We start from the raw sequence: 14,711 nt of genomic DNA, 5'->3' as shown, positions 1-14,711 counted from the left end.
ATAAGGAGTAGCGGCCCTCATGCCACAACAGAACCCGGCGTCGCCGGACACGGGTGCCGAACGGCTGGTCGCCGGTCGCTACCGCTTGCTGTCCGTTCTCGGCGAGGGCGGTATGGGCACCGTGTGGCGTGCCCGCGACGAGGTGCTGCACCGCGAGGTCGCAGTCAAGGAAGTACGTGCTCCCGTCGGACAGACCGCGGCGCAGGTCGAGCGGATGTACACCCGCCTGGAGCGGGAGGCCTGGGCGGCGGCGCGCATCAGTGCTCGCGGTGTGGTGACCGTCCACGACGTCGCCACCGACGACGACCGGCCCTGGATCGTCATGGAACTCGTCCGCGGCCGGTCGCTGGCCGACGTGATCGGCTCCCAGGGTGCTCTTCCGCCGCGGGAGGCTGCCCGAATAGGTACCGAGGTGCTTGCCGCGCTCCGCGCGGCGCATGGCGCCGGAGTGCTGCACCGCGACGTGAAACCCGCCAATGTCCTGCTCGCGGACGACGGCCGGGTGGTGCTCACCGACTTCGGCATCGCCACCGTGGAGGGGGATTCCGCGCTGACGATGACCGGTGAGCTCGTCGGCTCTCCCGAGTACCTGGCGCCGGAGCGGGCGCTGGGCCGCAACCCCGGCCCCGCGTCGGACCTCTGGTCTCTCGGAGCGTTGCTCTACACGGCCGTCCAGGGCCGCTCGCCCTTCCGCCGGACCAGCCCGCTGAGCACCCTGCGCGCCATCGTCGACGACGAGTTGCCCCCGCCGCACCGGGCCGGACCCCTCGTGTCCGTCATCGAGGGCCTGATGTGCAAGGACCCCGAGGAGCGGATGTCGGCCGTGGAGGCCGAGCGGGAGCTGCGCCTGGCCGGTGCCGACGGCACCTCCGACGGCACCTCGGGCACCGACACGGCCACGGCGTCCGCCCCGCTGCCCACAGCGGCCGCCGAAGAGCTGCCCACCGCCGAGTCCTCGCTCGGGGAGACCGCACCTACGGACGCGGCTACGACCAGCGTCACGGCCACCACTGGGGTGCCGTCCGTCCCGGAAAACGCCACGGGCGCCACGGGCGCCACGGGCGCCACGGACCCCAGGCTCATGGCGGCGACGGTCGACGTTCCCACGGCAAAGGAACCCACAGCGAAGGAACCCGCGGCTTCCGGGGCGTCGGCGAACACCGCCCCCGCCCCTGCCGCATCGGAAGCAGAAGCGGGGCCGACGGCCACGGTCGGCATACCCCCGGCCGCGGCGGACCCCCGTGCCCCCTACGCCCAGGCACAGCCCTCGCCTCCCGGTGCCGTACCTGCTGCCACCGCCGAGACGGCCACCCCCGCTCCCCGCCCATCCGTCGACGCAGCCTCCCCGTCCACCGCGGACAGCCCCACCGCCCCCGGCGACCTCACCGCCCCCACCGTCCCCGTCGACCCAGCGTCTGCCACGAGGCGTAGACGCCGCATCGGATACGCGACGGCGGCGGGAGCGGTCGTGCTCGCGCTGCTGGTCGGCGGCCTGATCTACGGGCTCGGCGGCGACGGTGAGAGCAACGAGGGCAGCAACTCGCCCACCGGGCAGGCGCAGACCCCTTCCGCCGGTTCCTCCGAGGCGGCGAGCAGCGGGTCGGACGACACCGCCGAGCAGCCCGTCACGGTCACCGCGACCGGGGGCGCGACCACGTACGCAGGGGACTGCCCTCCGTCGGATTCGCAGGCGCCCTGGTTCACCGCGACCTTCACGGTGTCGGACCTGCCCTTCCAGTTCTCGTACCGATGGGTCTCGACGAACGGGTCCGTGATCGACCGGCAGTGGCGGACGCTGTCGTTCCCGAACGGAGGCCCCCGCACCCACAAGGAGACGGTGCGGCTGTCGACGTACGCGAAGTCCGGAACCCTCCGCAGCGAGATGGCCGTGGAGATCCGCTCACCGTTCGAGGCGGTGTCCAACTCGGTGCCGTTCTCGGTGACTTGCTCCTAGACGAACGGCGGGCCGGTCAACCGGGCGTCAAGGCCGACGCCGAGCAGCGGAGTCATCCCCGCGCATCGGCCATACTTCAACAAGCACGAGTCGGACCGATGCCGGGACGACTCGGACATCACCGGTCAAGTGGGCCTCGCTGGACCGGAGTTCGGTGGGAGTGGCGCACGACTCCCACTGCCGCGTAGCGGATCAATCGCAGGGTGCGGTTCCTCTGTCCGCACCCCAGACGTTCGCAAGGAGTTTCTGTGTCGTCGGTCATCGTGGGACGCACGGGTCCCTTCGCCGGTCAGAGCGTGGTTCTGGGCAGCGCTCCGCTGCGATTCGGACGCAAGAGCGACAACGACGTGGTCATCGTCAGTGTCAGCGCCTCCCGTCTGCACACCGAGATCGTGGCGGAGGACGGCGAGTTCGTCCTCTACGACCGCAGCAAGAACGGCACGTTCGTGAACGACCGGCCCGTCACCCGTCATGTGCTCGTGCCCGGCGACTCCATACGCATCGGTGACGAGACCTTCCTGTTCGAGACGCAGGAGGCCGTGGAGACGGTCATGGACCTCTCCCAGCTCGACCTGCCCCGCGCCAACGCCTCGGCGAACCCGGGCGAGCTGCGGGTCACGGTGTCCGGAGGAGGCCCGGTCGGCCTCGCCTTCGCCCTGCTGCTGGAGGACGCCCTGCCGGGGAAGGTTTCCATCACCGTCTACGAGGGCCGGTGGATCAGGAACGGCTCCACCGTGGTCTGGAAGGACGAGACGCACGGCAACAACCGGCGCATGCAGGTCGTCACCGCCCAGAGCCGTCAGTACCTCGCGCTCACCGCGGAGATGCAGTCGGCGCTGTTCGACACGGGCGGATTCTCCGAGATGTGGCCGCTGGGACCGGACTCCGTGGAGGGCCGCCCGCCCCGCAACATCCGGATCGCCTACATCGAGGACCAGCTGCTGGAACTGGCCAACGCCAAGTCCGCGATCCGTCTGGTGCCGAAGCGCTTCGATCCGTCGGAGCAGCAGCAGCGGCTCTCCCAGGAACACGTCCTGGTGATCGCCGAGGGCGGCGGCTCGCGCACCCGGGAGCACTTCGCGGACCGATTCGGTGCGGCCGACTCCTCGATCTACTCCCTCGACGGGGAGCACCTTCAGGACCTGGTGCTGGGACTGCGGGTCAAGTCGCAGCTCTCGGACCCCATGAGCGTCCTCCTGACCGTGGCGCAGAACCGGTTCCTGCTCAACTCGCTGCGTGGCGAGGGGTTCCTCAACATGAGGCTGACCCGCGAGGAGGCCGGCAACGTGATCGGCATCGACCCGGTCCGGCAGGTCTTCGAGGAGTGCGTGGCGGCCCGGCCCTGCCTGATGAGCCGCCAGGGGGACAACGAGTTCGTCTGCCCGACGCACGGGACCCTGTTCCTGCCCGCCCTGCTGCGCGGCTCGCCGCTGTGGAAGCGGATCCAGGAGGGCCTGAAGATGTTCGGCGTCCCCGAGGACGATCTCACCGCGATCACCTCGTTCCGGCTTGACATGGTGCAGCGCCCCCGGTTCACGGCCCAGCTCAGCCGCCCCACCGCCAAGAGCCCGGGAACGTACGGCTTCCTGCTGGGCGACGCGGCCAACGCCATCCACTTCTGGCCAGGGCGCGGCCTCAACAGCGGCCTCGCCTCGGCGGTTTCGCTCGCCCGCTCCCTCAGCCGGGTCTGGCAGGGGCGCCCGCTGCGCGACGCCGACTTCATCCGGCACGAGGCGGCGATGTCGATGCTCCAGTACCGGCACAAGAGCCGGGCCTGGAACGCCATGGTCACCACCGACGAGCGGGGTGTGACCCGAGCGATCAAGGACATCATCGCCGACAGCATGGAAGGGGATCGGGCCGTCGCCAAGCCCGACGCCGAAGGGTCCGATCTGGACCTCCTGCTGGACCGGATGCGCACGATCCGCGAGCGCCTCGCCCCCCGTCTCCCCGGAATGCCCAGCGACGAGGAGCTGCGCAGCCATCTCTCCACCCTCGCTCCGTCGACCCTGCGGTCGCTCCAGGAGAGCGGCGCCTGGGACACGCTGATCGTCGGCGGCGAGGAGGCCGACATCGACATCTTCTACCAGTCGGACGCCCCGGTCTTCGTCGGCCGCCCCATCGATCCGCGCACGGTCGGCCAGCCGGCGGGACCGCGCCAGTCGGGGGCGCTCGACCCGGCGTGACGCGGGCCCTTCGCCCCTGAGGCCGAAGGTTCACCAGCAGGGTCGGCAGAAGAAGGGGGCCCGGCACATCCGGGCCCCCTTCCGCGGTCTGCCGTGTGCTCTTGAAATCCGCCGCGCGGAAGCTGAGCGGAAACCGAGGTGTGTGTGGTTCCGGTGACGCCTATCGTGCCGTCCATGACTGCGACGCCGGCCTGGCGGCCACTCGTGCTGGACGACGCCCCGGCCCTGGCCGAGCTGTTCGCCGCGGTGGAGGCGGCCGACGGCACCGACGAGCACTACGACGCCGAGGACCTCGCCGAGGAACTGGGCAACCCGCACGTGGAACTGGCCCGCGATTCCGTGGGCGTGTGGTCCGACGGTGAGCTCATCGGCTACGCCAAGGCGATGGGGCTGCCCGACGCGACCGACGTGCACCGGGTGTACGTCGAGGGGGCGGTGCGACCCGACGCGCGCGGCCGAGGCGTCGGCACCGACCTGGTGAGCTGGCTGGTGACCCGGGCGACACAGCAGCATCGCGAGCGGTTCCCGGACCTGCCGGGCGAGGCGCACATCCAACTCCACGCACCGAACACCACCAAGGGCGACCTGTACAAGCAAGCCGGGTTCGAGGCGCGGCGCTGGTTCTTCGACATGAGTCGGCCGCTGGACGACGACCCGATCCCGGCGACGACCCCGGCGGGCGGACTGCGCGTGGTGCCCTTCACCGAGGCGTACGACGACGCGACCCGGCTGGCGCACAACGAGGCGTTCCTCGACCACTGGGGACACACCCCGAGCACCCCGGACCGGTGGCGTCACCAGAGCACCGGCGCCCGGTCGTTCCGGACCGACGCGTCGTTCCTGGCACTGGACGGGAACGAGGTCGCCGGCTACCTCCTCAGTCACGAGTACGACGCCGAGACCGCGATGACCGGCATCCGCGAATGCTGGATCGACAGGCTCGGCACCCGGCCGGCCTGGCGCGGCACCGGCGTGGCCAGCGCGCTGCTCACCACCTGTCTGCGGGCCGCTCAGGAGCAGGGCTGTCGCCGGGCCGGCCTCAACGTGGACAGCGCCAACGCCACCGGCGCCCTGGGCCTGTACGAGCGGTGCGGTTTCCGCACCCGGCACACCTGGATCGGGTACGTACGGCCGCTGTAGCGGTGGGTCGGTTCGAGGTCTGTGATGGATCAGGTGCTGACAGGCGTTAGCGTGGTCGGTGCCGATAGCGGGGACCGTGCTGGTCCGGTGCTGGATCCAGGGGCGAAATAGGGGGAAACATGCAGGTCGGAGCCGTTTCTTGAGAATTCTGCACACTTCCGACTGGCATCTGGGGAGGGCGTTCCACCGGGTGAACATGCTCGGTGCCCAGGCCGAGTTCATCGGCCACCTCGTCACGACCGTGCGTGAGCGTGACGTGGACACGGTGGTCGTGTCGGGGGACGTGTACGACCGGGCGGTGCCCCCGCTGGCCGCGGTCGAGCTCTTCGACGAGGCCCTGCACAGGCTGGCGGACCTCGGCGTGCCCACGGTGATGATCTCCGGGAACCACGACTCGGCACGCCGGCTCGGTGTAGGCGCCGGACTCATCGGCCGCGCGGGCATCCATCTGCGGACCGACGCCTCGGCGTGCGGCACACCGGTGATGCTGGAGGACGGCTTCGGCGAGGTGGCCTTCTACGGACTGCCGTATCTGGAACCGGCGCTGGTGAAGGACGAGTTGGGCGTGGAGAAGGCGGGTCACGAGGCCGTGCTCGCCGCCGCCATGGACCGGGTCCGCGCCGACCTCGCCACACGCGCGCCCGGCACCCGTTCCGTCGTCCTCGCCCATGCCTTCGTCACCGGCGGCGAGGCCAGCGACAGCGAACGGGACATCACGGTCGGCGGGGTCGCCGCCGTACCGGCCGGGGTCTTCGACGGCGTCGACTACGCCGCGCTCGGGCATCTGCACGGCAGCCAGACGATCACCGAGCGCGTGCGCTACTCGGGATCGCCGCTGCCGTACTCCTTCTCGGAGACCGACCACCGCAAGACCATGTGGCTGGTCGACCTGGGAGCCGACGGCTCGGTCGGCGCCGAGCGCCTGGACTGCCCGGTGCCGCGCGCCCTCGCCCGTATCCGGGGGTATCTGGAGGACCTGCTCGCCGACCCGGACCTCGCCCGGCACGAGGAGGCGTGGGTCGAGGCGACTCTCACCGACCCGGTACGGCCGGCCGACCCCATGGCGCGGCTCAGCGAGCGCTTCCCGCACACGCTCAGCCTCGTCTTCGAGCCCGAGCGGACGCCGGACGACCCCGACGTCTCGTACGCCCGGCGGCTGGCCGGCCGCAGCGACCAGGAGATCGCGGAGGACTTCGTGGCCCATGTGCGCGGTGCCGGACCCGACGCGCGCGAACAGGCCGTGCTCCAGGACGTGTTCGACGCCGTCCGCGCCGACGACACGGTCCGTGAGGTCGCCAGGTGAAGCCACTGTACGAGCCGGCCGACGGAGCGGGCCCCATGGCCCGCCCGGTGAAGGCGCGGTGCGAACCGGCCGACGGGGCGGGATCCAACGGGCGCGCCGTGACGACGTACGACCCGCACAGCGAGGGGGCGGGGGCCCGATGAGGCTGCACCGGCTGCACATCACCGCCTTCGGGCCGTTCGGCGGCGCCCAGGAGGTCGACTTCGACGACCTCTCGGCCGCCGGGCTCTTCCTGCTGCACGGTCCGACAGGCGCGGGCAAGACGTCCGTCCTGGACGCCGTCTGCTTCGCGCTGTACGGATCCGTACCGGGCGCGCGCCAGGGCGGTTCCCTGCGCAGCGACCACGCCCTGGCCGCCACCCGCACCGAGGTGACCCTCGAACTCACCGTGGCCGGACGCCGGTTGGAGCTCACCCGGCAGCCGCCCTGGGAGCGCCCCAAGAAGCGCGGCGCGGGCACGACGACCGAGAAGGCACAGAGCTGGCTGCGTGAGTACGACGCGCCGGCGGGCTCCTGGAAGGACCTCAGCCGCTCCCACCAGGAGATCGGCGAGGAGATCACCCAGCTGCTCGGCATGAGCCGCGAGCAGTTCTGCCAGGTCGTGCTGCTGCCCCAGGGCGACTTCGCACGCTTCCTGCGGGCCGACGCCGAGGCCCGCGGCAAGCTCCTCGGCCGGCTCTTCGACACCCGCCGCTTCGCCGCCGTCGAACAGCGACTGGCCGAGCTCCGACGCGCCGCCGAGACCCAAGTGCGCGCGGGGGACGCGGAGTTGCTGGCCGACGGCCACCGTATGCAGCAGGCGGCCGGTGACATCGTGGAGCTGCCGCTGCCCGACCTGTCGCCGGGCGATCCCGGCCTCGCCGAGTCCGTACTGGAATGGGCGGCGATCGCCAGGAGCACGGCCCGCGAGAGGTTCACGATCGCCCACTGTGCGCAGGCGGCCGCCGAGTCGGCCCAGGCCGCCGCGCATCACGTACTGGAGGACGTACGGGAAGTGGCGCGGCTCCAGCGCCGGTTCGCCGAGGCGCGGGAGCGGGCCGCCCGGCTGGAGGAGCGGTCCGGGGCCCACCGGGAGGCCCAGGCGCGTATGGAGCGTGCCCGCAAGGCCGAGGCGGTGGCGCCCGCGCTCGGCCTGCGGGACGCGACGGAGGCCGAACACCGGCGGGCGGCCGGAACCGAGGCACGCGCGCGGGCCCTCCTGTCGGAGACCTTCGCCGACGCGGGGGCGACGGGCCTCGCGGCCGCCGCGCGGAAGGCCGCCGAGGAACTGGGCGGGCTGGAGTCGGCCCGCCGCGCCGAGCACCGGATCGCCGAACTCGCCGACGAGCGCGACGGGTTGGACCGGCAGGAGCGCGCCGACGAGGACGTGCTGCACGACGCCGGGACCTGGCTCGCCGAGTGGGACGTGACGCGGGCGGACCTGCAGACGCGTATCGAGGCGGCCCAGGAGGCCGCCACCCGCGTCGAGCAGCTCGCCGGTCGGCGCGAGCCCGCGCAGGCACGGCTCGGGGCCGCCCGGCTGCGCGACCAGCTCGCCGGGGACACGGACGAGGCCCAGAGGCGTGTGCTCGCTGCCCGTGGGCATGCCACGGAAGCGCGATCCCACTGGCTGGACCTCAAGGAACAGCGTCTGAAGGGCATCGCCGCGGAACTCGCGGCGGGGCTGGTGGACGGTGAAGCGTGCGCCGTCTGCGGTGCCACCGAACACCCGGCACCCGCCCGGAAGGTCGACGGACACGTCGGCCAGCAGGCCGAGGAGGCGGCGCTCGCCGCGTATCAGCGCGCCGATGAGCAGAGCACCGAGGAGGAGCGGCGGCTCGGGGTGGTCCGCGAGGCGCTGGCCGCCGCGACGGCCGAGGCGGGGGACCTTCCCACCGGGCAACTCGCGGAACTGGCCGAGGAGTTGGAGCGGCGGCACGCCGAGGCGCACGGCGCGGCTTCCGGGCTGCACGCGGCCCGTGAAGCCCTGGACAAGGCCGAGCGCGAGCGCGAACGGCGGCTCGCCGCCCAGCAGGAGGCCGCTCGCCGGGTCGCGTCCCGTGCCTCGCTGCGGGATGCCCTCGATCGCGAACGAGCCTCCCTTGAGGGGGAGTTGACGCAGGCCCGGGGTTCGGCGGGCAGCGTCGCCGCGCGGGCCGCGCAGCTGGAGCGGCAGGCCGCGCTGCTCACCGAGGCCGCAGACGCCGCACGTGTCGCGGCGGACACCGCCCAGCGGCTCAAGGACGCCGACGCACGACTCGCCGACGCGGCCTTCCGTGCCGGGTTCGACACACCGGCGGCCGCCGCGGACGCCCTCCTCGACGACGCCGCCCATCGCGACCTCCAGCACCGGCTCGACGCCTGGCAGCAGGAGGAGGCGGCGGTCCGCGCGGTGCTCGCCGAAGCCGAGACGACGGCCGCCGCCGGGCAGCCGCCCGCCGACCTCCAGGCCGCCGAGCAGGCCGCGTCTGCCGCCGGCCGACGGGTGCGCGAGGCGGGCTCCGCCCGTGACGCGGCCCGCCGCCGCTGCACGGAACTCGACCGGCTGACCCACCGGGCCGGCGGTTCCGTGCGCCGACTGGGGCCGCTGCGCGAGGAGTACGACCGGGTGGCCCGCCTCGCCACGCTCGCGGCCGGCACGTCCGCGGACAACGAGCGCAAGATGCGCCTGGAGTCCTACGTCCTCGCCGCCCGTCTGGAGCAGGTCGCGGCCGCCGCGACCACCCGCCTTCAGCGCATGTCCTCGGGGCGCTACACCCTCGTCCACTCCGACGACCGGGCCGGGCGGGGCCGCAGTGGCCTCGGCCTGCATGTCGTCGACGCCTGGACCGGCCGCGAGCGCGACACGGCGACCCTCTCCGGCGGTGAGACGTTCTTCGCCTCCCTCGCCCTCGCACTGGGCCTCGCCGACGTGGTCACCGACGAGGCCGGGGGCGTACGCCTCGACACGCTCTTCATCGACGAGGGCTTCGGCAGCCTCGACGACCAGACGCTCGACGAGGTCCTCGACGTCCTCGACTCACTGCGGGAGCGGGACCGCAGCGTCGGCATCGTCAGCCATGTCGCCGATCTGCGACGGCGGATCCATGCGCAACTCGAAGTGGTGAAGGGGCGGTCGGGGTCGGTTGTCCGGCAAGGGGGCGGGGGCGGCTGACCGCTCGTTCGCGCGGCTGTGGGGCCGCCGGTCGTGTGGTCGCCGGTCGTGTGGTCGTCGCTTTCAGCGGCCGACGGGGCGTCGTGGCAGGGGTGACGAGTACACGACGCTCGTCGTCACCGAGCCGAGTGTGCCGATCCTGCCCGAGACCTCCTCCAGGTGGCTCATCGAGCGCGTCGCGACCTTGATGACGAAGCAGTCGTCGCCCGTGACGTGGTGCGCCTCCAGAATCTCGGGGGTCGCGGCGACGAGGTCGTGGAACGGCTTGTAGTTGCCGTTCGGATAGCGAAGCCGCACGAAGGCCAGGATCGGCAGGCCCAGGCTCTCCGGGTCCACGACCGCCGCGTAGCCCTGGATGACGCCTGCCTCCTCCAGGCGGCGCACGCGTTCGGTGACCGCGCTCGCGGACATCGAGACGGCACGGGCCAGCTCGGCGAAACTGGCCCGGCCCTCGCGCTGGAGGACTTCGAGAATGCGCCAGTCGGTGGCGTCCGGGGAATACGCGGTCATGGTCGATGAATAGCAGGGGAATCCCCGGCGGATCAAGGGCAGGGCCATGGATCACTCCTTCAGGAAGCGGATCACCGGCCGTAGATTTCTGGTCATGGAGTCCCGCGCAGACGGTGCCGAGAAGCCGGCACCCGGCCGTCGTACGACGGTGCCGGCGGGACCGGGAGGGAAGGCCGGACCATGACCGCGACCAACACCACCGCGACCAGCACCACCACCGGCGGCACCCGCACCCGCGGCATCAGCGCTGTGAACCCGGTTCTGCGAGTCGCCCCGGCGTCGCCCGCCGCGGCCGCCGCCTACTTCGGTGCGAGCCTCGCCTTCCACGCCGACGTGTCCGACGTCGCCGCCGCGCTGGCGGCGAACGGCGACCCCGGTTTCGTCGTCCTCGACTCCCGTTCCACGGAGTCCTGGGACCAGGGGCACGTGCCCGGCGCGATCCATCTGCCCACCGCGCTCATCCCCGAGCAGGCGGAGCAACTCCTGGACAGGGCCGTGCCGGTGGTCACGTACTGCTGGGGTCCGGGCTGCAACGGCGCGACCCGGGCCGCCCTCGCCCTCGCCGAACTCGGCTTCCAGGTCAAGGAGATGCTCGGCGGCTTCGAGTACTGGGCGCGTGAGGGCTTCGAGTTCGAGACCTGGGAGGGCCAAGAGCGGCGCACCGCCGACCCGTTGACCGCCCCGGTCGGCGCGGAGGACTGCGGCTGCTGACCGCCGTACCGTCGCCGTCGAGACGACGTACGGACTCAGTCGTGTATCACCTCGCCCGGAGTGCAAAGGAATCGTCAATTCTGGGTCGTCGGGCCATGTAACTTCTGGGCATGGCGAGTTACGCGGGTCCCAGTTCGGTCGAGTGGGTGGAGTCGGGCGGTGGACCGCTCATAGCGATACCGGAAGTGGTGCTGCCGTTCTGGACGGGGGCCGACGGCGACGAGCTCGCCTCCGACTACGACAGGGCGTGCGAGGTGGAGGGCCTCGTCGGCCTGCTGCCCGTCGGCAACGCCACCGCCCTCGTCCTCGGCGACGACCCCGCCGCGACGGCGTATCTGCCGGAGCACGGCACCTTCGTACGGTGGTGCGCGGGGGAGTCCGAGCGCGAGCTGCTGGCCGGGGTTCCGGCCGCCCTCGCGGGCGCGGCGTGGCAGCGGGAGGTGCGGTGGGAGGTCCCCGGGCCCGTCGTGCTTTTCGACGCGGCATGGCCGGGCGAGGAGTCGACGAAGACGGGGCATCTGCGGATCGAGCTTGCGCCGGGGCGGTACGTGGTACGGGCGGCGCAGGCCGAGCCGGGACCCGAGACGTGGATCGGGCTCATTCAAGTGAGGCCGCTCGGGAAGTGACGGACGGCCTCGGGCCGCGCCGCCTGGCCTCAAGCACATGACGCCGGGCCTTGCCAGTGATGGATGGCTTCGCCCAGTGATTGAGGACGGGCGGGCCTGCGACCTGCCCCGGTCGAGGGGCGGGGGAGGGGCAGGCGAGGGGCGGGCGTGATGTCCCCGGCCGAGGGGGGCGGGCCAGGGGCAGGCATGATGTCCCGGCCCCCGTGCCCAGCGGCCCGCCCGAAGCCGCTCACGCGAGGTGAACCGCCCGGCCCGCGCGAGCTGAACCGTCCGGCCCGCGCCGGCCCAGCCGTCCAGCCCGCGTCAGCCGAATCACGACGTCCGCGCGTACCGGACCGCCTCACCCGCCACGGAAAATGACATGCGGCGCGCATCGGCGGCGCCCATCATGGTCGGCCATGCCACCCCAACTCCCTTCCCCCACACCCGAAGAGCTGCGCCGCGACCCCCTCCCGCTGCGTGGCCGTACCGCCCTGGTCACCGGCGCCAGCCGACGCGGAGGGATCGGCTATGCCGTGGCCCGACGGCTGGCCGCGTACGGAGCGAGTGTGTACGCGCATCACCACGTGCCGCACGACGCCGACATGCCCTGGGGTGCGGACCGCCCCGAGGACGTGGTCGCCGGGATCCGCGAGGCGCTCGCCGACCCCGGGGCGCGGGTCGTCGGCGGGCCGGGCGACCTCTCCGACCCGGCGGCCCCGGCCGGACTGATCGCCACGGCCGCCGACGCGCTCGGCGGACGGATCGACATCCTCGTCGCCAACCACGCGCTGAGCGGCTCGGACGGCCCGCTCGACACGATCGACGCCGCGATGCTCGACGCGCACTGGGCCGTCGACACGCGTTCCGTGATCCTCCTCGTCCAGGCCTACGCCCGGCTGCGCGCCGCTCTGCCACCGCGTACGGCGGGTGGGCGCGTGGTGATGATGACGTCGGGCCAGGACATCGCGGGCGGCATGCCGGACGAGATCGCCTACGCCCTTCAGAAGGGCGCCCTCGCCTCGGTAACCCGCTCGCTGGCGGCCACGCTCGCCGAGCACGCGGTGACCGTGAACACCGTGAACCCCGGACCCGTAGACACGGATTACATGACGGGCGGTGAGTACGCCGCCGTCGCCGCGATGTTTCCTGCCGGGCGCTGGGGGATGCCGGACGATCCCGCGCGGCTCATCGCCTGGCTCGCGACGGACGAGGCCGAGTGGGTCACCGGGCAGGTGATCGACTCGGAGGGCGGGTTCCGGCGCTGAGACGTGCGTGGAGCCGCGGTCAGTCGACATGCGGTCCGTGACGCCCGGTGCGTGGCGTCCGGTGCGTGACGTCCGGTTTGGCGACCGGGCGCCTTGCAGCGCACTCAACTGCGCTGCAAGGCGCTCCCCGTCGCGGTCGCCGTACCCGTCAGAGCCGGGACAGCTCGTCCACCAGGTCGTCCAGGCCCAGCGAACCCTGGGACAGGGCCGCCATGTGCCAGGCCTTCGCGTCGAACGCCTCGCCGTGGCGCTTCCGCGCGTTCTCACGGCCCAGCAGCCAGGCGCGCTCGCCGAGCTTGTAGCCGATGGCCTGGCCGGGGATGGAGAGGTAGCGGGTCAGCTCGCTCTCCACGAAGTCCGCCGGGCGGCTGCTGTGCGCGCCGAAGAACTCCTGCGCCAGCTCGGGAGTCCAGCGCTCGCCCGGGTGGAAGGGCGATTCCGCCGGGATCTCCAGCTCCAGGTGCATGCCGATGTCGACGATGACGCGGGCCGCGCGCATCATCTGGGCGTCCAGGTAGCCGAGCCGCTCCTCCGCGTCCTTGAGGTAGCCGAGTTCGTCCATCAGCCGCTCCGCGTACAGCGCCCAGCCCTCGCAGTTGGCGCTGACGCCGCCGATGGTCGCCTGGTAGCGGGAGAGGTTCTCGGCGACGTGCGCCCACTGCGCCAGCTGGAGGTGATGGCCGGGGACACCCTCGTGGTACCAGGTCGAGACCAGGTCGTACACCGGGAACCGGGTCTGCCCCATCGTCGGCAGCCACGTACGGCCGGGGCGTGAGAAGTCCTCCGACGGTGCCGTGTAGTAGGGGGCCGCGGCGCTGCCCGGCGGGGCGATGCGGGACTCCACCTTCCGTACCCGCTCGGCGAGTTCGAAGTGCGTGCCGTCCAGCTCCTCGATCGCCTGGTCCATCAGACTCTGCAGCCACTCGCGGACCTCGTCGACACCCTCGATGTGCCTGCCGTGCTCGTCCAGGTGCGCGAGCGCGACCCACGGGGTGGCGGCGCCGGGCAGGACCTTCTCGGCCTCCTTCTTCATCTCGGCGAGGAGCCGGTGGTACTCGGCCCAGCCGTACGCGTACGCCTCGTCCAGGTCGAGATCCGTGCCGTTGAAGTAGCGCGACCAGCGCGCGTACCGCTCGCGGCCCACGGTGTTCGGCGCGCCCTCGATCGCGGGCGCGTAGACGTCGCGCATCCAGTCGCGCAACGCGACGATGGCGGCGGTCGCCGCTCCGGCGGCCTCGTCGAGTTCCGCGCGCAGGGTCTCGGGGCCGGCCGAGGCGAAGTCCTCGAACCAGCCGCGGCCCGAACCGTCGGTGTCCGACCATTCGGTGAGCTGCTCGATGAACGTCGCCGTGGGGCGCGGGCCCGCGTACAGCTTGCGCTCCAGGCCCAGGGAGAGGGACTCGCGGTAGCCGTCGAGGGCCGTCGGTACGGCGCGCAGCCGCTCGGCGATCGCCGCCCAGTCCTCGTCCGTGTCCGTGGGCGTCACCGTGAACACCTCGCGCACCGCGTGCGCGGCCGTGCTCATATTGCCGACGGCCCGCAGGCCCTCCTCGGCCTCGTGCACGCCGAGTTCGGCGGTGAGCCGCTCGCGGAGCAGGCGTGCGCACCGGCGCTCGATGTCACTGTCCGCGCCGGGCTGCCGCTCCGCCTCGTCGAGCCGCGCCAGTGTGGCCCGCGCGAGCGCCGCGAGCGCCTCCTGGCCGGCGGGCGAGGTGTCGGGCAACGAGCCCGAACTCTTCTTCACGCCGAGATACGTACCGGTGACCGGGTCGAGGGCGATGAGCTCGTCGACGTAGGAGTCGGCGACCTCGCGGGGCAGCGGGTTCTTCGTCTGTGACATGCCGCCATCCTCATACGAGGACGGCCGGTGCGTCAGCCCGGTTTTCCGGGCCCGGTGCCGC

At 72.4% G+C, this 14,711-nt stretch carries 10 protein-coding genes; 8 read left to right on the top strand and 2 right to left on the bottom strand.

All coding sequences use genetic code 11. From position 1 onward, the window contains the following. Positions 1-19: 19 nt before the first annotated feature. The 5 genes from ACFWXQ_RS21555 to ACFWXQ_RS21535 all read left to right on the top strand — a co-directional run bounded on the left by ACFWXQ_RS21555 (position 20) and on the right by ACFWXQ_RS21535 (position 9,716). Positions 20-1,954, top strand: a complete 1,935-nt coding sequence (locus ACFWXQ_RS21555; RefSeq protein WP_383940321.1) for a serine/threonine-protein kinase — start codon at positions 20-22, stop codon at positions 1,952-1,954. A gap of 248 nt (positions 1,955-2,202) precedes the next feature. Then, positions 2,203-4,140: an FHA domain-containing protein gene (locus ACFWXQ_RS21550; RefSeq protein WP_383940319.1), complete on the top strand. Its 1,938-nt coding sequence runs from the start codon at positions 2,203-2,205 to the stop codon at positions 4,138-4,140. Between the two features lie 174 nt (positions 4,141-4,314). Then, positions 4,315-5,280, top strand: a complete 966-nt coding sequence (locus ACFWXQ_RS21545; protein ID WP_383940316.1) for a GNAT family N-acetyltransferase — start codon at positions 4,315-4,317, stop codon at positions 5,278-5,280. 139 nt (positions 5,281-5,419) lie between these two features. Continuing rightward, the gene (locus ACFWXQ_RS21540) at positions 5,420-6,583 is read left to right on the top strand and encodes an exonuclease SbcCD subunit D (RefSeq protein ID WP_383940313.1); all 1,164 of its coding nucleotides are present in this window, start codon (positions 5,420-5,422) and stop codon (positions 6,581-6,583) included. A 139-nt stretch (positions 6,584-6,722) separates the two neighbouring features. After that, complete coding sequence (locus ACFWXQ_RS21535) at positions 6,723-9,716, top strand: AAA family ATPase (RefSeq protein ID WP_386268868.1); 2,994 nt, start codon at positions 6,723-6,725, stop codon at positions 9,714-9,716. 63 nt (positions 9,717-9,779) lie between these two features. Here the strand turns inward: ACFWXQ_RS21535 and ACFWXQ_RS21530 are convergent, their stop codons facing one another. Next, positions 9,780-10,226 carry an Lrp/AsnC family transcriptional regulator gene (locus tag ACFWXQ_RS21530; RefSeq protein ID WP_361054702.1) on the bottom strand — a complete coding sequence of 149 codons (447 nt, stop codon included), beginning with the start codon at positions 10,224-10,226 and terminating at the stop codon, positions 9,780-9,782. 180 nt (positions 10,227-10,406) lie between these two features. Between ACFWXQ_RS21530 and ACFWXQ_RS21525 the strand changes: the two genes are divergently transcribed. The 3 genes from ACFWXQ_RS21525 (at position 10,407) to ACFWXQ_RS21515 (ending at position 12,810) form a co-directional block, all read left to right on the top strand. Next, positions 10,407-10,937, top strand: a complete 531-nt coding sequence (locus ACFWXQ_RS21525; protein WP_383955363.1) for a rhodanese-like domain-containing protein — start codon at positions 10,407-10,409, stop codon at positions 10,935-10,937. Positions 10,938-11,047: 110 nt separating this feature from the next. Beyond that, positions 11,048-11,563, top strand: coding sequence for an immunity 21 family protein (locus tag ACFWXQ_RS21520; RefSeq protein ID WP_383955360.1), 516 nt, complete (start codon positions 11,048-11,050; stop codon positions 11,561-11,563). A 398-nt stretch (positions 11,564-11,961) separates the two neighbouring features. Further along, positions 11,962-12,810 (top strand): SDR family oxidoreductase, encoded by an 849-nt coding sequence (locus ACFWXQ_RS21515; protein WP_383955357.1) that lies wholly within the window; start codon positions 11,962-11,964, stop codon positions 12,808-12,810. Between the two features lie 148 nt (positions 12,811-12,958). On the opposite strand, the gene ACFWXQ_RS21510 is transcribed toward ACFWXQ_RS21515, so the two are convergent. Further along, positions 12,959-14,650, bottom strand: a complete 1,692-nt coding sequence (locus ACFWXQ_RS21510) for a DUF885 domain-containing protein (RefSeq protein WP_383955354.1) — start codon at positions 14,648-14,650, stop codon at positions 12,959-12,961. Positions 14,651-14,711: the final 61 nt, after the last annotated feature.

The sequence above is a fragment of the Streptomyces sp. NPDC058697 genome (assembly GCF_042715345.1).
GTDB classification, from domain to species: Bacteria; Actinomycetota; Actinomycetes; order Streptomycetales; family Streptomycetaceae; genus Streptomyces; species Streptomyces liliifuscus.
This window is presented reverse-complemented; position numbering and strand designations above follow the sequence as displayed.

What these genes read in the sequence shown, in the direction of transcription:
- ACFWXQ_RS21555 (WP_383940321.1), top strand. Translation starts at nt 20, where the DNA reads ATGCCACAACAGAACCCGGCGTCGCCGGACACGGGTGCCGAACGGCTG.
- ACFWXQ_RS21545 (WP_383940316.1), top strand. Translation starts at nt 4,315, where the DNA reads ATGACTGCGACGCCGGCCTGGCGGCCACTCGTGCTGGACGACGCCCCG.
- ACFWXQ_RS21535 (WP_386268868.1), top strand. Translation starts at nt 6,723, where the DNA reads ATGAGGCTGCACCGGCTGCACATCACCGCCTTCGGGCCGTTCGGCGGC.
- ACFWXQ_RS21530 (WP_361054702.1), bottom strand. Translation starts at nt 10,226, where the DNA reads ATGACCGCGTATTCCCCGGACGCCACCGACTGGCGCATTCTCGAAGTC.
- ACFWXQ_RS21525 (WP_383955363.1), top strand. Translation starts at nt 10,407, where the DNA reads ATGACCGCGACCAACACCACCGCGACCAGCACCACCACCGGCGGCACC.
- ACFWXQ_RS21520 (WP_383955360.1), top strand. Translation starts at nt 11,048, where the DNA reads ATGGCGAGTTACGCGGGTCCCAGTTCGGTCGAGTGGGTGGAGTCGGGC.
- ACFWXQ_RS21515 (WP_383955357.1), top strand. Translation starts at nt 11,962, where the DNA reads ATGCCACCCCAACTCCCTTCCCCCACACCCGAAGAGCTGCGCCGCGAC.
- ACFWXQ_RS21510 (WP_383955354.1), bottom strand. Translation starts at nt 14,650, where the DNA reads ATGTCACAGACGAAGAACCCGCTGCCCCGCGAGGTCGCCGACTCCTAC.